Origin of the sequence: Nocardioides sp. YIM 152315, assembly GCF_029210375.1 — a bacterium.
GTDB lineage: Bacteria > Actinomycetota > Actinomycetes > Propionibacteriales > Nocardioidaceae > Nocardioides.
On the sequence record NZ_JARGER010000043.1, the window covers coordinates 369,067 to 387,987 of the forward strand.

General features: G+C 72.3%; 16 protein-coding genes. 1 reads left to right on the forward strand and 15 read right to left on the reverse strand.

Features of this window, described 5'->3' with window-relative positions; genetic code table 11:
- Positions 1-33 precede the first annotated feature (33 nt).
- The 3 genes from PZ894_RS20710 to PZ894_RS20720 all read right to left on the reverse strand — a co-directional run bounded on the left by PZ894_RS20710 (position 34) and on the right by PZ894_RS20720 (position 2,253).
- Complete coding sequence (locus tag PZ894_RS20710; protein WP_275747724.1) at positions 34-771, reverse strand: DUF4397 domain-containing protein; 738 nt, start codon at positions 769-771, stop codon at positions 34-36.
- Positions 772-1,137: 366 nt separating this feature from the next.
- Positions 1,138-1,476 carry a hypothetical protein gene (locus PZ894_RS20715; protein ID WP_275747725.1) on the reverse strand — a complete coding sequence of 113 codons (339 nt, stop codon included), beginning with the start codon at positions 1,474-1,476 and terminating at the stop codon, positions 1,138-1,140.
- 45 nt (positions 1,477-1,521) lie between these two features.
- Positions 1,522-2,253, reverse strand: a complete 732-nt coding sequence (locus tag PZ894_RS20720; RefSeq protein WP_275747727.1) for a DinB family protein — start codon at positions 2,251-2,253, stop codon at positions 1,522-1,524.
- A 97-nt stretch (positions 2,254-2,350) separates the two neighbouring features.
- On the opposite strand from PZ894_RS20720, the gene uppS reads away from it, so the two are divergent.
- Complete coding sequence (uppS, locus tag PZ894_RS20725) at positions 2,351-3,040, forward strand: polyprenyl diphosphate synthase (RefSeq protein WP_275747729.1); 690 nt, start codon at positions 2,351-2,353, stop codon at positions 3,038-3,040.
- Positions 3,041-3,085: 45 nt separating this feature from the next.
- Here the strand turns inward: uppS and PZ894_RS20730 are convergent, their stop codons facing one another.
- The 12 genes from PZ894_RS20730 to PZ894_RS20785 form a co-directional block, all read right to left on the reverse strand.
- A complete protein-coding gene (locus PZ894_RS20730; RefSeq protein ID WP_275747730.1) occupies positions 3,086-3,577 on the reverse strand; it encodes a macro domain-containing protein in 492 nt (163 codons plus the stop codon).
- Positions 3,574-3,768 (reverse strand): hypothetical protein, encoded by a 195-nt coding sequence (locus PZ894_RS20735; protein ID WP_275747731.1) that lies wholly within the window; start codon positions 3,766-3,768, stop codon positions 3,574-3,576. The genes PZ894_RS20730 and PZ894_RS20735 overlap by 4 nt, the downstream gene beginning before the upstream one ends.
- Positions 3,765-4,580 (reverse strand): DNA topoisomerase IB, encoded by an 816-nt coding sequence (locus tag PZ894_RS20740; protein WP_275747732.1) that lies wholly within the window; start codon positions 4,578-4,580, stop codon positions 3,765-3,767. Before PZ894_RS20740 ends, PZ894_RS20735 begins: the two co-directional genes overlap by 4 nt.
- The gene (locus tag PZ894_RS20745) at positions 4,564-5,517 is read right to left on the reverse strand and encodes a hypothetical protein (protein ID WP_275747733.1); all 954 of its coding nucleotides are present in this window, start codon (positions 5,515-5,517) and stop codon (positions 4,564-4,566) included. The genes PZ894_RS20740 and PZ894_RS20745 overlap by 17 nt, the downstream gene beginning before the upstream one ends.
- Entirely contained in the window at positions 5,517-6,737 is a 1,221-nt protein-coding gene (locus PZ894_RS20750; protein WP_275747735.1) for an SAM-dependent methyltransferase, read from the reverse strand. Before PZ894_RS20750 ends, PZ894_RS20745 begins: the two co-directional genes overlap by 1 nt.
- Before the next feature lie 250 nt (positions 6,738-6,987).
- Entirely contained in the window at positions 6,988-9,672 is a 2,685-nt protein-coding gene (locus PZ894_RS20755; protein WP_275747736.1) for an FAD-binding and (Fe-S)-binding domain-containing protein, read from the reverse strand.
- A gap of 1 nt (position 9,673) precedes the next feature.
- On the reverse strand, positions 9,674-10,930 hold the full coding sequence (locus tag PZ894_RS20760) for a hydroxyacid-oxoacid transhydrogenase (protein ID WP_275747738.1): 1,257 nt from the start codon (positions 10,928-10,930) through the stop codon (positions 9,674-9,676).
- Positions 10,927-11,796: an NUDIX domain-containing protein gene (locus PZ894_RS20765; protein WP_275747739.1), complete on the reverse strand. Its 870-nt coding sequence runs from the start codon at positions 11,794-11,796 to the stop codon at positions 10,927-10,929. Before PZ894_RS20765 ends, PZ894_RS20760 begins: the two co-directional genes overlap by 4 nt.
- A gap of 14 nt (positions 11,797-11,810) precedes the next feature.
- A complete protein-coding gene (locus PZ894_RS20770) occupies positions 11,811-13,061 on the reverse strand; it encodes a geranylgeranyl reductase family protein (RefSeq protein ID WP_275747740.1) in 1,251 nt (416 codons plus the stop codon).
- Between the two features lie 12 nt (positions 13,062-13,073).
- Complete coding sequence (locus PZ894_RS20775) at positions 13,074-14,102, reverse strand: hypothetical protein (protein ID WP_275747741.1); 1,029 nt, start codon at positions 14,100-14,102, stop codon at positions 13,074-13,076.
- A gap of 16 nt (positions 14,103-14,118) precedes the next feature.
- Positions 14,119-14,622 carry a DUF4232 domain-containing protein gene (locus PZ894_RS20780; RefSeq protein WP_275747742.1) on the reverse strand — a complete coding sequence of 168 codons (504 nt, stop codon included), beginning with the start codon at positions 14,620-14,622 and terminating at the stop codon, positions 14,119-14,121.
- A gap of 404 nt (positions 14,623-15,026) precedes the next feature.
- A complete protein-coding gene (locus tag PZ894_RS20785) occupies positions 15,027-18,911 on the reverse strand; it encodes a DNA-directed RNA polymerase subunit beta' (protein WP_275747744.1) in 3,885 nt (1,294 codons plus the stop codon).
- Positions 18,912-18,921: the final 10 nt, after the last annotated feature.

The window sequence follows — 18,921 nt, forward strand, 5'->3', positions numbered from 1 at the left end:
CGTCCGAGTCGCGCGCGTCGCCACGGGGCCGACTCAGGACGGGCCGAAGTCGACGACGATGGCTTGGCGGAGCAGACCCGCGGACCCCGTGGGGATGCGCCCGGGCCGCGGCTCTCGGGTCGTCGGCACGGACTCCACGTGGGTGATCACGTTCATCGAGCCGTCGGTCGGGGTGCCGACCGCGTAGACCATCGTGACGGTGCCCGCAGCGAGGTCGACCTTCACGGGACCGAGAATCGGGTCGCGGGTCGATCCGGCCGGAAGGATCTCGGCGGTGTGTGGGCCCGCGGGGAGGTCCGCGACGGCGAACTCGCCGTTGGCGACGTCCTCGAAGACCGTCTGCCCATCCACGCGCACGTCGGCCGGCGGCACGGTGGCCGTGTGCGCGATCAGCACCCGGGCCATCCCTGGCGAAAGCGGTCCCTCCGGCACGCGGTAGACGTCGGCGACCGGCTCGCCACCGGCCTGCGCCGGGAGATGCAGCACGAGGTCGCTGTCGACACCCGCTCGCACCTCCACGCTGGCGGTGACCGGCTCACCACCGTCGGCGGCAAACGCGACGTCGTGCTTCCCCGGGTCCAGGACGAACGGGCCGAGCACGGAGCCGACTTCGACGTCGCGCTGCTTGACGTCGCCGTCGACCAACACGTCGTACGACGCTCCGGGCACCGCCTGCACGACGACCAGCCGCCCCGGAGCTGACGGCGGGCTGCTCGCGGTCGACACGACGGCGGGCAGAGCGACGAGCACGACGGCCGAAACGACGGTCAAGCAGAGTCGACGTGGTCCCATGATTTGCCCCCCGCGCACAGACGTACCCCGGTAGCGGGACCGTCGATCACCAGGATCTGCCGTTTACCCGATTGTGGGGAGAGGCCGTAGGTACGTGGTCCCCCGCCGGGCTCACGGTGGTCGGGGCCCGAAGGCCCCCGGATCCAGACCTCTGCCCGCACTGGGCGCAGCGTGATCAGGACCTACACGAACACCCGTGCCACGCGGTTCTTCGAGAGGTGTGGATTCGTCGTTCACGGTTCGACACCGCTGGTGCCGGGAGTCCGGTTTCAGCGGCAGTCAGTTCATCAGCAGACGATGGTCTGGTGTCCGCCGCCGGCCGGCTGACCCCGCCGGGGCGCGTCCTCAGACGGGATCGGTGAAGGAGATCGGCTTGCCGGTGGCGTGGGCATGTGCGATATCCCTGCTCGTGGACTCGCCGACATACCCGCCAGGGTTCACGACCAGAACCCGGTCGGCCAGGTCGATCTTGCGCAGGTGGAGGGCGTCCAGCGCGATCTTCTGCTCGTCGGTGATCGGCTCGTCCGCTTCGCCCGGTGCGACGACGATGACGCCCGCGAGGGTCAGATCACGGTTCGCCGCGCGCAACTCGTCCACGAACCGGGCAGAGCCACAGATGCAGACGATCTCAGGCCGGTCGGGCACGGCTCGGTCTTTGGTCGAAGGCGAGCCGGATGCTGACACGTGCCACACGCTAGCCCGACCCGCTCCTTCCTGGCTCGGTCCGGGTCAGCGCAAGCGCGCGAGATCCCGCCTGATGTAGCGCAGGTGCGCCCACTCCTCCTCCAGGATCACACGCATGCAGTCGCCGACGGTCGGACGCCAGTCGCCTCCGCCCCACGGGTCCTCGCGCTCCTCCACGAGCAGCACCGCCGTCGTCGTGGCGAGGAAGTCGCTCACCTGTCGCTGTCGGTCGGCTCGCACCTCGAGGATCTCGTCGTAGTCCGGCGGGTCGACACGGAAGATCGACATGTCGAAGCCCATCTCGTCGGCACCGGTGAAGATCTGGCCGATCTCGTGGAACGGCTGCTGCACTCGCAGGATGCCGCCGCGGAGCCAGGCGTCGGTCGCCAGGATGAGGTGCCGCAGGGTCTGGGCCAGGGACCATTCGTCCTCGACGTGGACGTCCACCAGGTCCCGCGGGGTGCCGGCCACCGTCTCCTGCCACGCGGCCTGCGCGGCGACCCAACCCTCGCGCAGGCCCTCAGGCGTCCGGGCCCTCTGCAGCTCGCGGCCGGGGAACTGCCGGTCGAGCTCGGCGTCCACGAGGGGCACCACGTCGACACCGTTGACGACGAGGCTGCCGAGGAAGAGGTCATGGCTGTCGATGTCGAGTCCGTCCACGTCGACGCTGCGCATCGTCACGCCCCTGACATCGGAGAATCGCACGGTGGCGCCCTTGAAGCTCGCCTCGACGAAGGTCGCGCCTTCGAACTCCTTCGTGCCCGAATAGGTCGTCATCGCTCCATCATCGCCGCTGTCCTGTCCGTCCGCTTGCACATCCGGCCCGATCGACACCGCATCGCACCACCGGTCCGGCGAGTGCCAGAATCGACGGGTGCTCGACGACCGCCGCCCGCGCCATCTCGGCCTGATCATGGACGGCAACCGCCGCTGGGCGCGCGCGGCGGGGTACGACGTGCTGCGCGGTCACCGCGCGGGCGCGGAGCACCTTGGCGAGTTCCTCGGCTGGCTGGAGGCGCGTGCGATCGAGCACGCGACCGTCTACGTGCTGTCGGCCGACAACATCCGCAAGCGCGCGGGCGCCGAGATCGACCACCTCTTCCACCTCGTCGAGACCGTCCTGCCGCAGCAGGTGCGGGAGGCCGGCTGCTGGCGGTTGCACGTGAGCGGCGACCGCCGGCTGCTGCCGGTGCCGGCGCGCGCGGCCCTGGACAGCGCGGTCGCGGCGACCGCCGACCGGCCGCGCCACCTCACGCTGGCGATCGGCTACGACCCGCGCGGCGACATCGTCGCCGGGGTCCGGGCCGCCCTGGCGTCCGGCGCCGAGGACGTCGACGGCGACCGCCTGGTGGCGGCGATCACCGAGGGCCTCCCGGGCGGCCCGGTCAAGGAGATCGACCTCGTGATCAGGACGAGCGGTGAGCAGCGGATCTCGGGGTTCTTCCCGTGGCAGGCGCAGCACGCGGAGATCCACGTCAGCCCGCGGATGTGGCCGGCGTTCACCGAGGGCGACCTCGACCTGGCGCTGGCGGACTACGCCGCGAGGCGTGGCGCCCTCGGCTAGCGAAGCCTCACTGGTGGCCATCTCCGTTGGTTCCGTCGATGATCACTAGAGAGCCCCGCGGATGAGGTCGTAGGTCGCGGCGTCGTACGCCACCAGTCGGGCCTCCTCGACCTCCGTCGACGCCGAGCGGAGGACCTCGAGCGGCGCCGCGATCGCGTCGTCCTTCGGCCAGCCGTAGACGCCGGCGGACACGAGCGGGAAGGCGACGGTGCTGGCGCCGAGCTCGTCGGCGACCTCCAGCGCGCGCGAGTAGCAGGAGAGCAACAGGCCGCGATCGGTCTGCCCCGCGCGGCGGTTGGGGCCGACGACGTGGATCACCCAGCGGGCGGGCAGCTCCCCCGCGGTCGTCCAGCCGGCGTCGCCGGTGGCCAGACCGTCGGGGAAGCGTCGCACGCAGTCGGCGAGGATCGCCGGCCCGCCGCCGGCGTGGATCGCGCCGTCGACGCCGCCACCGCCACGCATCGCGTTGTTGGCGGCATTGACGATCGCATCGACCTGTTGCCGGGTGATGTCGCCGTGCACGGCCGTGATCTTCACGAGGCCTCCCTGATCAGCCTCAGCGTCGCACGCTCCAGCGCGGCCTGCCGCTCGTCGACGGTCTCGTACCCCTTCGACGTCGCCCCCGCGATCGTGCGGCCCTCCTCGTAGGCGTCGATCACACGCGGGTCGACGTACGACGAGCGCGCCAGCGTCGCGGTGTTGCCGAGGAACGACGCGACCTCGTTCATCGCGGCGGAGATCGCCCGCTTGCGCGAGGCCTTCGTCTCGCCGGGTTCCGGTGTCTCGGCGAGGGCCGCGGCGGCGAGCACGGTCGCGTGCCAGTGCGGAAGTCCTTCGCGGTCGCCTCGATGCCGGTGCTCGAGCGGACGTACTCGTTGACGAGCTCGGGAAGCACCGACCGCCACGACCGACCGTCCTTGTAGGCGAGCAGCCGCGCGTCCTCACCACGCCGGCGCCGCATCACGTCGAGGGCCGCGATGACGTCGGCGTCGTCGATCTCGATCCGGTGCTCGACGCCGGACTTCCCGACGAACGTGAACACGAGCCGGTCCTGGCGCCGACGCACGTGCCGACGCTCGAGCGTGGTCAGTCCGTAGCTGCCGTGCGCGTCGGCGTACACGTCGTTGCCGATCCGGAAGTAGCCCAGGTCGAGCAGCCGCACGGCGACGGCGCACGCCCGCTCGAGCGGCATTCCCTCGCGCCCGAGGTCGACGACGACGAGGTCGCGGGCCTTGGTGAGCGCCTTGCCGAAGTCGAGGACCCGGTCGAACTTCGCCGCGTCCCGCCGGGCGCGCCAGTCGGGGTGGTAGAGGTACTGCCGCCGGCCCGCGTCGTCCGTGCCGACCGCCTGCAGGTGGCCGTTGTCGTACGGCGTGACCCAGACGTCGGTCCACGCCGGCGGGATCACCAGGTCGCGGACGCGCTGTGCGTCCTCGTCCGGGAGCCGCGCGCCCTCCTGGTCGAGGTAGACGAAGCCGCGACCAGCCCGCCGGCGTGTCCAACCTGGCTGGTCGGGAGCCGTTCTACGGAGCCTGACCACGTCGCAGGAGTAGCCATCCGACCACCGCCACAAACGCGACCACCAGGCCGCCCCCGGCGAACCACGCCCACGACGTCCCGGACTCGGTGGACAACTCGACCGGCTCCGCGACCGTCGCGTCGGATGCGGGCGCCATCGCCCGCGCGACCTGCCGCGGGACCTGGATCCGCAGCAGATCGGTGTGCTGTCCCTCGGTGCTCAGGTAGAGCTCTGCGTCGGCGCCCACCGAGATGCCCTCGCCCTGCTGCTGCGCCGGGAGCGGGAACGAGCCGATCCGCTCGTGGCCGGGGAACGTGTAGACCGCGGCGCCGGTGTAGCCGCGGACGACGTAGTGGCGTCCGTCGGGGAAGAACGACCCGTCGGTCGCGAAGCTGAACCCCGGGGCCACGTCCTCGAGCCGGTTGGGATGATCGGCCGACAGCCTCCTCGGCGCGGCGTACACCCGACCGCCGAAGACGTCCTTGGACACGACGAAGAGCCGGCCGGTCCCCGGGTCGGCCAGCAGCGTCTCGGCGTCGTGGGCGCGGTCCGGGTAGACCAGCTCGTACGCCGTGGGGTCGACCACCCGGTCCGTGCGCCCGTAGGGCACCCGCAGCACGGTGATGGAGTCCCGCGACCTGGGGTTGTCGCCGGTGTCGCCCACCCAGACCTCGCCGGGCCCGGCGGGCGCGAGCGACTCCACGTCCACGGGGTCCGGCGACCACGACGTGGTGCCGACGGTCGCGCCGGTGCGGTCGACGACGAACACCCGACCGCCGTCGCCGGAGTCGTTGGTGGTGAGGAAGAGCCCGTCGTCCGTGGCGACCAGGCCGCTCGACTCGACGATGTCGGGGTCCTGGAAGGTCAGCTCGACGTGTCCGGACGGGCCGGCCGGCGCCGAGACCGCGCCGACCGCGATCGACAGGGCGGAGGCCAGGCCCAGGACGCGGTCGAGCATCAGGCCCGGTCGAGCAGCTCGGCGAGCCTCGGCCGGATCCCCCACGTCGTCACGAGCTCGTCGTACTCCTTGCGCACCGAGCCACCCTTCACCGGACCGCCGGTGCGCACGGCGCGCAGCATCGTGTTGCGCGGGGTGTGCTGGCTCTCGACGAACTGCACGACGTCGACGCGGTAGCCCTGCTGCCGCATCAGCGACGCGCGCAGCCCGTCGGTGAGCGTGTCCGCGAGCCGCTCCCGGAGGATGCCGTGGCGGGTGAGCACGGCGTACGGCGCGGGCGTGGGCGCCTTGCGCAGCTGGGCGGCGATGTCGTGGTGGCAGCACGGTGCGGCGAGCACGAGCTGGGCGTCCCAACCGACCGCCTGGGCGAGCGCCTCGTCGGTGGCCGTGTCGCAGGCGTGCAGGGCGAGCACGACCTCGGGGGCCGGGTCGAGCGCGACGCCGCCGATGGTGCCGACGACGAAGTGCGTGTTCTGGCCGGCCGAGACACCGAGCTCGCCCGCGACCTGCGCGTTGTGCTCGCGCGACTGCTCCTTGACGTCGACACCGGTCAGCCGGACGGGCAGGCCGCGGACGCCGGTGAGGTAGCGCTCGGCGGCGAACGTCAGGTAGGCGTTGCCGCAGCCGAGGTCGACGATGCGCAGCGGGTCGTCGTCGGTGGGTCGACGGAGGTGGCCCTTCTCGAGCGCGTCGGTGATCGAGGAGTCGAGCAGCCGCAGGAACTCCTCGACCTGGCGGTACTTCGCCTGGCGGCTCGGCTTGAGCCGGCCCTCCGCGTCGGAGATGCCGAGCGCGACGAAGACCGGGTCGTCCTCGGGCAGCAGCCGCTGCTTGTCGCGGTCGTGCTCGCGCTCCGCCTCGACCGGCTCCGCCCGATCGGTGGTGTGCACGACCGCCTCGAGCTTCTTGGTGACCCGCAGCTGGTGGCTCTGCGTCGTGGTGTCGACGTGCCAGCTGCCGAACGGCTCGTCGAGCAGGGCGTCGACCGCGTCGCGTGCGTCGTCGCCGACCGAGTGGTTGCGGGTGAACGCCTGCGTCCGGTCGTACGTCGTGACCTGCAGGTGCCGCCCGGCCTTGAGGTCGACGTAGCGCAGCTCGGCGCGCCGCCAGCTCGGCTCCTCGCCCCTCTGGTGTCCCGACGCGACGGCCTTGACCAGCACCTCGGGGTCGAGGACCAGCCCGCGGAGCCGGTTGAGCTCGCGCAGCAGCGGCTCGGCCACGGCTAGATCACCGCCGCGACCACGACGATGACGAGCAGCGCCACCAGCGCGATCGGGATCACGAGACGGCGGTGGCGGGGATTCACGTCTCGAGTCTAGAGGTGTGCTGATCGGGCCGGCGTCGTCGAGGGGCGTCGTCCAAGGCGTGCGATGGCAAGGCGGAGGCGCGAAGGCGGGACGGAGTCCCGGCGAGTCGCCGACAACGCCGCCAGCGTGCGTCATGGGCGGCGACCCGCAGGCGCCGGACCGGTCAGGGCACCTTGGAAGCGAGCAGCTCGGCCAGGTGCATCGTGGGGGTGCCCGCGAGGTCGTCGAGCTGCACCCGGCAGGACATCCCGTCGGCGAGCACGACCGCGTCCGGGTTGGCCCGCACGGCCGGCAGCAGGTGGGTCTCGGCGACGGCCACGGACACGTCGTAGTGCCCCTTCTCCATCCCGAAGTTGCCGGCCAGTCCGCAGCACCCGGCCACCTGCGTGACGGTCGCGCCGGCCTTCTCCAGCAGTCGCCTGTCGGCAGCCCAGCCGAGGATCGAGGCGTGGTGGCAGTGCGGCTGCGCCACGACGGTGAGACCCTCCAGCGAGGGCAGCGGCAGGTCGAGCCGCTCGACGAGCTCGGCGACGCTCAGCACCTCCAGGTGCTCGCCGGTGAGCTCCGGCACGTCGCTGCGCAGGGTCGCCAGGCACGACGGCTCGAGGCCGACCACCGGCACGCCCGACTCGACGTACGGCGTGAGCGTGCGGACCGTCCGCTCCATGATCGCCCTGGCCTTGTCGAGCTGCCCGGTCGTCACCCAGGTCAGCGCGCAGCAGGCGTCGTCGCCGATGACTCGTGCGGTGACGCCCACGGACGCCAGCCACGCGATCGCGGCGTGGCCGTTGCCGGGGAAGAAGTGGTCGCTGAAGGAGTCGGCCCAGATCCACACGTCCGGGGTCGCGGCGTCTCGCGGCGCGGAGCGTCGCAGCGTGCGCTCGGCGAAGCGCGGGACGGACCGGCGCTGGTCGATGCCCGCGGTCGCCTTCGCGATCCGTTGCACCGGCTTCAGCCGCAGCATCCGGTTGGCGAGCGGCGCCACCGGCGCGGTCAGGGCGGCCCACCTCGGCAGCTGCCCGAGGAGGAGGTGGCTGCGCGGCCGCCGGATGCCCAGCACGTCGTGCTTCTGGTGCAGGGCCTCGGCCTTGTACGTCGCCATGTCGACGCCGGTCGGGCAGTCGGATGCGCAGCCCTTGCAGGCCAGGCAGAGGTCGAGGGCGTCGTGCACCGCGGGGTCGGCGAAGCCCCGCACCATCGAGCCGTCGACCGCCTCCTGCAGCACGCGCGAGCGGCCGCGGGTGGAGTCCTTCTCGTCGCGGGTGGCGAGGTAGGACGGGCACATCACACCCGCGGTCTTCGGCGCCACGCACTTGCCCACGCCGGTGCAGCGGTGCACCTGGTCGGCCAGCCCTAGGTCGACGCGGGGACGCGTGGGACGCAGGTCGGCGTCGAGAGGCGCCGGGTCGACGATGTTGCCCGGGTTGAGCAGGTTCTGCGGGTCGCAGATGGCCTTGACCGCGGAGAAGAGGCGCAGCGACTCGGCGTCGTACATCAGCGGCAGCAGCTCCGAGCGCGCCCGCCCGTCGCCGTGCTCGCCCGACAGCGAGCCGCCGTGGTCGCGGAGCTCCAGCGCGCAGGCGGTGAGGAAGTCGCGGAAGACCTTCGCGCCGTCGCTGAAGGGGAAGTCGATCCGCACGTGCACGCAGCCGTCGCCGAAGTGGCCGTAGGGCACGCCGTCGAGGTCGTGGTCGCGCAGCAGCCGGTCGAAGTCGCGCAGCCACGCGCCGAGCCGCTCGGGCGGGACCGCGGCGTCCTCCCAGCCGGAGTAGGCCGGCCGCGACAGGCTCTGCGCCGCCAGCCCGGCGCCGTCCTCGCGGATCCGCCACAGCGCCGCGGCCTGGGCGGCGTCGGGCACGACGCGGTGGCCGAGCGCGCCGGCCGCGCCGACGACCGGCGTCACCAGGTCGGGGTCGACGACCTCGACGAAGAGCCAGCCGGCGCCCGTCGGCAGCTCGGGCACGGCGCCGCCGCGGGCCCGGACCAGGTCGACGATCCGGGCGTCGAGTCCCTCGCAGGCGATCATCCGGCCGCCGGTGGCCGCGACCAGGGCGGGGACGGCGTCGGCAGCGTCGATCATCGACGGGTAGCCGAGCACGACCAGGCGGCGCTGCTGCTCCTCCTCCACCAGCCGCACCGTCGCCCCGGTGACCACGCCGAGCGTGCCCTCGGAGCCGACCAGGAAGCGCTCGAGGGAGCGGCCGTTCTCCGGCAGCAGGTGCTCGAGCGAGTAGCCGCTGACCTGGCGCGAGAACCTGCCGAACGACGTGCGCACGTGCCCCAGGTGCTGGTCGACGAGCGCGCCGAGCCGCGCCGGGACGTCGGTCGCCCCGGGCGCCCAGGCGACGTCGAGGTCCACGACGTTGTCGACGGTGCGGCCGTAGCCGAGGGCACGCGAGCCGCAGGCGTTGTTGCCGATCATCCCGCCGATCGTGCAGCGGGTGTGGGTCGACGGGTCCGGGCCGAAGCGCAGCCCGTGGGGCGCGGCCGCGCGCTGCAGGTCGGCGTGGACGACGCCGGGCTGCACGACCGCGGTGCGGGCCTCGCGGTCGATGGAGACGACCTGGTTGAGGTGCTTGAGGGTGTCGACGACGATGCCGCTGCCGACCGCGTTGCCGGCGATCGAGGTGCCGGCGCCGCGCATCGTGACGGGCGCCCCGGTCTCGCGCGCGACGTCGAGGACCGCGTGCAGCTCGTCGGGGTGCCGCGGGCGGACGACGGCCTGCGGCACCACCCGGTACAGCGAGGCGTCGGAGGAGTAGAGAGCCCGGGTCAGCGTCGAGTCGTCGACGTCGGAGACGCCCCGGCGGCGCAGCGCAGCGACCAGGTCCGGGGCGGGGTTCGTCACGTCACCAGTGTTCCATCGACCGCCGGATGATCCCGGCGAGGTCCGCGTCCGTGGGACTCTTCGGCGCGGTCGCGAGCAGTCTCTGCTGCCGCAGCGCGCCCTCGACGAGGTCGTCGACGTCGCCCTCGTCGTACCCGACGGCGGCGAGCCCGTTGGGGATGCCGACGTCGCGTATCAGCGTCGCGAGCACGGCCGGCAGGGCGTCCGGTCCCTCCCCGGCACCCGGGTCGAGCAGCCGCGCCGCCCGGTCGTGCCGCTCGGGGGCGGCGTCGTAGGTGAAGCGGAAGGCCTCGGGCGCGGTCAGCGCCACCGCCATGCCGTGCGGCACGATCGGCTCGTCGGGATAGCCCGCGGGCGAGTAGTCGCGGACGCGGCCGGCGATCGGGTAGGCGTTGGCGTGCGGGATGTGGACGCCGGCGTTGCCGAACCCGAGGCCGGCGAACGTCGCGGCCAGCGCCATCTGCTCCCGCGCGGACTCGTCGTGCCCGTCGCGCACGGCGTCGCGGAAGGACCCCGCGAGCAGGGTCATCGCCTTCTCCGACCACAGGTCCGCGATCGGGTTGGCGCCGCAGTAGGGCACCCGCTCCTCGGGGCGCTTGGCGTCGAAGGCGGCGTACCAGCGGGCCGTCCAGCTCTCCAGCGCGTGGCAGAGGATGTCCATGCCGGCGGCCGCGGTGACCATCGCGGGCTGGCTCATCGTGAGCCGGGGGTCGACGACGGCCAGCGTCGGGCGCAGCGCCGGGTGGCTGATCCCGGTCTTCACGTGCAGCGAGAGCACGTCGAGGACGCAGATCGTGGTGCTCTCCGAGCCGGTGCCGGTCGTGGTCGGCACCGCGACCAGCGGGAGCAGCGGTCGCGACGGCGCCAGCGCCCTCCCGACCGGGGCGTTGACGTAGTCCATGAGCTCGCCGGGGTTGGTCGTCAGCAGGTTGACGGCCTTGGCCGTGTCGATCGCGGACCCGCCGCCGACCGCGACGATCGCGTCGAACGGGCCGGCGTCGCGGGCGAAGTCGATCGCCTCCCGGAGCGACTCGTCGGTCGGCTCGACGTGCGCCGCGTCGTACGTGGTGACGCTGAGGCCGTAGGCCGACATGTGCTCGGCGATCCGCGCGGGATGGCCGGTCGCGGCGACGCCCGGGTCGGTGACCAGCAGGGCCCGCCGCACTCCGCGCTGCGCGAGGTCGTGCCCGACCTCGTCGGAGGCGCCGGGCCCGAACTTCAGGGCGGGCGCTGCGTAGGTGAAGACGGTCTCGTTCATGCCAGCGCCTCCCGCACCAGGTCGAGCACGGGCACCGCGCCCGACTCGATGTCCGCGAGCGGCACCCAGGCGACGGCGTCGGTGGTGCCGTCGGTCTCGGCGACCGCCGGCTCGGCCCCGTCGGCGACGGTCGCCTCGAAGGCCAGCGCGACCGCGTGGAAGTCCTCGTAGCGGCCCGAGGGCGCCGTGCCGCTGAAGTGCTCGTCGTGGATGGCGACCAGCTCCCCCACGCTGCCGTCGACGCCGCACTCCTCGCGCAGCTCTCGCAGGACGGCGGCGCGCGGCGACTCGCCGTGGTCGACGCCGCCGCCGGGCAGCGTCCACGAGCCGGTGTGGAAGCCGCGGGCGGAGATCCGGACGAGCAGGACCGTGTCGTCGCGGCGGACCAGGGCGTAGGCACCCAGGCGCTGGTGCCGGAACGGCCGGTGGTCGGCGAGCGCCTCGAGCACCATCGGCACGGCCGGCACCGTGCCGTCGAGCACGGACCCGACCGGGTGCCAGGCGGCGGCCATCGTGGACCCGCCGACCTCGACGACGTGGGGGTCCGGTGAGTCGGTCGGCACCCAGCCCTCGTAGACGATCCGCAGTGCGTGCGCGTCGACGCGCCGGCCCTCGCGCCAGACTCCCGGGAGGTGGGCGGAGTAGACGCGTGCGGTCTCCCCGACCGTTGCGTGCAGGCCGGTCTCCTCGAGGACCTCGCGGACCACCGCGTCCCGCGGGTCCTCGCCGTGGTCGAGGCCGCCGCCGGGCAGCGTCCAGAGCTCCTCGGCCGTCACCGACGGCGACAGCCGGCTGAGCAGGATGCTGCCGCCACGCAGGATGACGGCGTACGCCGCCACTCGCTGTCGCTTCGGGAGCCCGCTCATCCTGGTGACCCGTCTCAGCTGAACGGCGGCCGGTGGTCGCGGGTCAGCGAGCGCCGGCCGGCCCAGCGCCAGACGCGGGCGGCGCGGTCGCGGTCGTCGTCGGTGACCAGGTTGCCCATCCAGCGCAGGGCCAGGGTCATCAGCCAGTCCGAGCGCATCCCGACCGGGCCGAGCGCCGGCAGCAGGCGCGGCACGGTCACGAGGCCGGCGAGCCGGCGGGCGATCGAGAACGCCTCGCCGTAGTGGTCGCGCAGCAGCGCCGGCCAGACGGTGCCGAGGTCGCCCCGGTCCGACGACGCCGTCTCCGCCAGGATCTCCGCGACCAGGCGGCCGGTCTCGAGCCCGTAGTCGATGCCCTCGCCGTTCAGCGGGTTCACGCACCCGGCGGCGTCGCCGATCAGCGCCCAGTTGGGACCGGCCACGTTGGACACCGCGCCGCCCATCGGCAGCAGCGCCGAGGTCGGCATCCGCAGCTCGCCGGTGAGCTGGAAGTCGTCGCGCCGCTGGGCGGCGTAGTGCGCCATCAGCGGCTTGATCGCCAGGTCGGCGGGACGCTTGGCGGTGGCGAGCGTGCCGACGCCGAGGTTCACCTCGCCGGTGCCGAGCGGGAAGATCCAGCCGTAGCCGGAGAGCACGGCGCCGTCCTCGCCGCGCAGCTCGAGGTGGGAGCTGATCCACGGGTCGTCGGACATGCCGGAGGCGACGTAGGACCGACCGGCGACGCCGTAGACGGTCTCGCGGTGCCACTCCCGGCCGAGGACCTTGCCCAGCGGGGAGCGCACCCCGTCGGCCACGACCAGGCGGCGGCAGGCGATCTCGACCGGTCCGGCGTCGGTCCGGAAGACGACCGCGGTCACCCGGCCCCGGTCGCGACGTACGTCGACCGCGCGGTGCCCGTCGACCGCGGTCGCGCCCGCCTTGATCGCCGTCGTGCGCAGGTGGTCGTCGAGCTCGGTGCGCGCCACCGCCGACCCCCAGTCGGGGAGAGTGCCGCCGGGCCAGGGCAGCAGCAGGGTCTGCCCGAAGCCGTGGGCGCGCAGCCCCCGGTTGACCGTGTGGGCGCGCAGCCAGTCCCCGAGCCCGAGCCGCTCGAGCTCGCCGATCGCGCGTGGGGTCAGCCCGTCGCCGCAGGTCTTGTCACGGGGGAAGACCGCCGCGTCGGCGAGCACCACCTCGGCCCCCGACCGGGCCGCCCACGCGGCGGCCGCCGACCCCGCGGGGCCGGCGCCCACGACGAGGACGTCGGTCTGGGTCGGTATGCTCACGCTCCGATTGTCTCAGCGCAGCGTCGAATCCGTGATTCCGGGGCGCCGCGCGCCGAGGAAGAAGATGCCGGGCAGTCCCCGCGTCTCGAACCCGCGACTGGGGTTCCGCGCGAGCGTCGAGTGCCGGATCCGCATCGTGCCGGTGCGGTCGTTGCTCACGAAGAAGACCGCGCCGCCGCCCTCCCGCGCGACGTTGTCCCGGACCAGGGTGCCGCCGAGGTCGAGGGTGAACCGGTTGCCGTCGAGGTAGATCGCCCCTCCACTGCCGCCGCCCGGCGTCCCGGCGCGGGCCGGGTTGGCGCCGTGGCCCACGGCCCGATTGCCGACGAACGTGCTGTTCAGCACCCGCCAGGAGACGCCGATGCTGCTCAGCGCGCCACCGTTGCTGCACCGCCCGCCGCGGAACGTGCTGCCCACGACGTACACCGGCCGGTCGCGGTGCTGATCGAGCACCCGCACCGCCGCGCCACCCAGGTCCGGCCCCCTGCGCTCGCAGCGGTTGCCGACGAACGTCGAGTCGACGATCCGCAGTCGGCCACCCCGCACGAAGATCGCGCCGCCGCCGCCACCGTCGTAGGTCTCGCCGACCGAGCTCCCGTGCGCGAGGGTGAGGTGCTGCACGGTGAGTCGCGGCGACGCCTGGTCGTTGCAGTGCGACGTCGTCCAGTGCTGCTTCGGGTCGCAGGTGTTCTGGTAGAGGATCCGGCGCTCGCCACCGCCGTCGAGGGTGACCAGCCCGCCGCCGTCGATGACCACGCGACGGGAGTCGTTGACGACCTTCGCCGTCCGGCGCATCCGGATCGTCACCGGCTCCGGTCCGCAGTCGAACCTGATCACGCCGCCCCGGCGCACCGCCCGCACCACGGCCGCGGACGTGCAGCTCGCCGGGGTCCCGCGACCGATCACGTGGTCCGGGTGCGAGGTGTCCGCGGCCCGCCCCGCCGGGGGCACCGCCACCGGCCGCACGCCGTCGGCGTGCGAGGCAGGGGTGAGGCCGACCAGACCGGCGATCACGAGGGCGACGAGGAGGACCCGAGTCACCCGCCGATGCTAGTGGTCAGCGCCGGGCGCGGTAGGGGCCGTGCTCGAGGAGGTGCACCCGCTCGTTGCGGCACCCCGTGCCGGGGTGTCGGACGAACTGCGACCGGGTCTCGTCCGGCAGGTAGACCCGGAGCCCGTCGACATGCGCCGGGCGGCACCTGCGCTTCGGGTACGGCGCGGCCAGCGTCTCGGCGACCGGGCTGCTCACCCGGTGTCCCGGCCGCACCACGGTGCTCGGCGTCCGCCCCTTCGCGCGGGTCGCGGCCGCCCCGACCTGCGTGCCGTCGCCGCCGCCGACGTACGACAGCCCGCCGTACCCCTCGATCCGGCACGCGCGGTCGGAGACGTTGCGGAGCACGATCCACCCGTAGCGGTGGCTCATCCCCGCGTCACCGCCGCGGTAGGACGCCTTCAGGTGGGCGTTGGTGCACTCCGGCGGGCCGGCCGCGTGCGCGGTCAGAATTGTCAGGCCCGCGGCGAGGAGGCCGAGGACCAGGGATGCGATCAGTCGCTTGGTCATGCCAGTGGGACGCCGACACGGGGCCGCCGGTTGCCCCGACGCGGCCCTCTCCTGCATCCGGCGGCCGCCCCGTCATCTCGGGTCGCGCGTCATCGGTCACGTTTGTCGCGGGAATACCCGGTGCACCGGGTATTCCTGGACCTCTCGGCCACTGCAACACCCGAGAAGCGCGGGAAGCGCCCGAGAAGTCCGGGTCGATCAGGCGCCCGGCCCGAGCCGCGCGTGCGCCGAATCGGCGTCCCGGAGATGACAGAGGCCCCACCACCCGACCGGGCGATGGGGCCTCTGTGCGACGGACTGGGTTTCGAGACGCGTCACACGTCCCGCGCTGACGCGCGGTCCGTGTCGACGCTCCTCAACCTTCGCGCCTGGTCCTGCCCGGAGCAAGCTCCGGGCAGGGGCGCTCAGTTCTGGTACGACCCGAAGTCGAAGTCGTCCAGGGCGACGGCCTGGCCGCCACCGAACTCGTAGTCGTAGGAGTCGTAGCCGGTGACGGAGTACGCCGCGGCGCGGGCCTCCTCGGTGGGCTCCACCCGGATGTTGCGGTACCGCTCGAGGCCGGTGCCCGCCGGGATCAGCTTGCCGATGATCACGTTCTCCTTCAGACCGCGCAGCGAGTCCGAGCGACCGTGGATCGCCGCGTCGGTGAGCACGCGGGTGGTCTCCTGGAAGGAGGCCGCCGAGAGCCACGACTCGGTCGCCAGCGAGGCCTTGGTGATGCCCATGAGGACCGGACGACCCGAGGCCGGCTTGCCGCCCTCGGAGACCACGCGCCGGTTCTCCTCCTCGAACCGCACCCGGTCGACCAGGTCCGACGGGAGCAGGTGGGTGTCACCGGACTCGATCACCGTGATCCGGCGCAGCATCTGCCGGACGATGATCTCGATGTGCTTGTCGTGGATCGACACACCCTGCGAGCGGTACACGGCCTGGACCTCGTCCACCAGGTGCTCCTGCGCCCGACGCACACCGAGGATTCGCAGCACGTCCTGCGGGTCCGGCGTACCGACGGTGAGCATCTGGCCGACCTCGACGTTGTCGCCGTCCGCGACGAGCAGACGCGAGCGCTTCGAGACGGGGTACTCCTGGACCTCGGAGCCGTCGTCCGGCGTGATGAGGACCTTGCGGGCCTTGTCGGTCTCCTCGATCTCCACGCGGCCGGTGGCCTCGGCGATCGGGGAGCGGCCCTTCGGGGAGCGCGCCTCGAAGAGCTCGACCACACGCGGGAGGCCCTGCGTGATGTCGTCGGCCGACGCCACACCACCGGTGTGGAAGGTACGCATCGTCAGCTGCGTGCCGGGCTCGCCGATCGACTGGGCCGCGATGATGCCGACGGCCTCGCCGATGTCCACGAGCTTGCCGGTCGCGAGCGAGCGGCCGTAGCACTTGGCGCAGGTACCGGTCTTGGCGTCACAGGTCAGCACGGAGCGGACCTTGACCTCCTCGATGCCGGCGGCCACGAGCTCGCCGATCTTGACGTCGCCGAGGTCCTCACCGGCGCCGGCGAGGACCTCGCCGGTCTCCGGGTGGACGACCTCGGTGGCGGCCGAGCGGGCGTACGCCGCGGTCTCGGCGTTCTCGGCCTTGACCACGCTTCCGTCCTCGCGACGCTCACCGATCCGCTTCGGCAGACCACGCTCGGTGCCGCAGTCGTCCTCGCGGATGATGACGTCCTGCGAGACGTCCACCAGGCGACGGGTCAGGTAGCCCGAGTCGGCGGTCCGCAGCGCGGTGTCCGCCAGGCCCTTGCGGGCGCCGTGCGTCGCGATGAAGTACTCGAGGACGGTCAGGCCCTCACGGAAGTTCGACTTGATCGGGCGCGGGATGATCTCGCCCTTCGGGTTGGCCACCAGGCCACGCATGGCGGCCACCTGCCGGATCTGGTTCATGTTTCCGGAGGCACCCGACTCGACCATCATGAAGATCGGGTTGGCGCGGTCGAACGTCGTCTCCATCGCCTTGCCGACCTCGTTGGCCGCCTGGGTCCAGATCTCGATGAGCTCCTGGCGGCGCTCCTCGTCGGTGACCAGACCACGCTCGAACTGCTTCTGGACCTTGGCGGCCTGCGCCTCGTAGCCCGAGAGGATCTCGACCTTCTGGCCCGGGGTCGTCACGTCGTCGATGGAGACGGTGACGCCGGAGCGGGTGGCCCAGTGGAAGCCGGTGTCCTTGAGCGCGTCGAGCGAGGCGGCGACCTCGACCTTGGTGTAGCGCTCGGCGAGGTCGTTGACGATCGCGCCGAGGGCCTTCTTGCCGACCTCGTAGTTCACGTACGGGTAGTCGGCCGGCAGGGTCTCGTTGAAGATCGCGCGACCCAGCGTGGTCTCGAGCGTGATCGTCTGACCCGGCTCCGCCTCGTCGGCACCCGCCTCGAGCGGCGGCACGACGTCGGTGAACCGGATCTTGATCGGGCTCTGCAGGGTGATCTCGCCATGGTCGAAGGCCATGATCGCCTCGGCCTGGCTCGCGAACGCCCGGCCCTCGCCGGGCTGGCTCGGCCGCTCGGTCGTCAGGAAGAACAGGCCGATGATCATGTCCTGGGTCGGCATGGTCACCGGACGGCCGTCCGACGGCTTGAGGATGTTGTTGGTCGACAGCATCAGGATCCGCGCCTCGGCCTGGGCCTCGGCGGACAGCGGCAGGTGCACCGCCATCTGGTCGCCGTCGAAGTCGGCGTTGAACGCCGAGCAGACGAGCGGGTGGATCTGGATCGCCTTGCCCTCGATCAGCTGCGGCTCGAAGGCCTGGATGCCGAGGCGGTGCAGCGTAGGCGCACGGTTGAGCAGCACGGGGTGCTCGGTGATGACCTCCTCGAGGACGTCCCACACCACGGCGTACCGCGCGCCGGAGGTGGCCCGCTCGACCATCCGCTTGGCGGACTTGATGTTCTGCGCGTGCGACAGGTCGACGAGGCGCTTCATCACGAACGGCTTGAAGAGCTCCAGCGCCATCTGCTTGGGCAGGCCGCACTGGTGCAGCTTCAGCTGGGGACCCGACACGATGACCGAACGGCCCGAGTAGTCGACGCGCTTGCCGAGCAGGTTCTGGCGGAACCGGCCCTGCTTGCCCTTGAGCATGTCGGACAGCGACTTCAGCGGGCGGTTGCCCGGCCCCGTGACGGGGCGGCCACGGCGGCCGTTGTCGAACAGCGAGTCGACGGCCTCCTGCAGCATCCGCTTCTCGTTGTTGACGATGATCTCGGGCGCACCGAGGTCGAGCAGTCGCTTGAGGCGGTTGTTGCGGTTGATGACGCGGCGGTACAGGTCGTTGAGGTCGGAGGTCGCGAAGCGGCCACCGTCGAGCTGCACCATCGGCCGCAGGTCCGGCGGGATGACCGGGACGGCGTCGAGCACCATGCCCTGCGGCTTGTTGCCGGTCTTGCGGAAGGCGTCGACGACCTTGAGGCGCTTGAGGGCGCGGACCTTGCGCTGGCCCTTGCCGTTGGCGATGGTGTCGCGCAGCGACTCCACCTCCGCCTCGACGTCGAAGTTCTCGAGGCGCTTCTGGATCGCCGTGGCGCCCATGTGGCCCTCGAAGTACTTGCCGAACCAGTTCTTCATCTCCCGGTACAGCATCTCGTCGCCCATGAGGTCCTGGACCTTGAGGTTCTTGAAGGTGTCCCAGACCTCGGTGAGGCGCGCGACCTCGGCCTCACCGCGCTTGCGGATCTGGGCCATCTCGCGCTCCGCGCCGTCCTTGACCTTGCGGCGCTGGTCGGCCTTGGCACCCTCGGCCTCGAGGGCGGCGAGGTCCTCCTCGAGCTTCTTGGCCCGGTCGGACAGCGCGTTCTCCATGCGGCTCTCGAGGCGCTCGCGCTCGAGGCCGATCTTGCCCTCGAGCGAGGCCAGGTCGCGGTGCCGCGCGTCCTCGTCGACGGAGGTGATCATGTACGCCGCGAAGTAGATGACCTTCTCGAGGTCCTTCGGCGCCAGGTCGAGCAGGTAGCCCAGGCGGCTCGGGACGCCCTTGAAGTACCAGATGTGCGTCACCGGCGCGGCGAGCTCGATGTGGCCCATCCGCTCGCGGCGGACCTTGGAGCGGGTGACCTCGACGCCGCATCGCTCGCAGATGATGCCCTTGAAGCGCACGCGCTTGTACTTGCCGCAGTAGCACTCCCAGTCCCGGGTGGGACCGAAGATCTTCTCGCAGAAGAGGCCGTCACGCTCGGGCTTGAGCGTGCGGTAGTTGATGGTCTCCGGCTTCTTGACCTCGCCGTGGCTCCAGGCGCGGATGTCGTCCGCGGTGGCCAGGCCGATCCGAAGCTGGTCGAAGAAGTTCACGTCGAGCACTGTGGCTGCA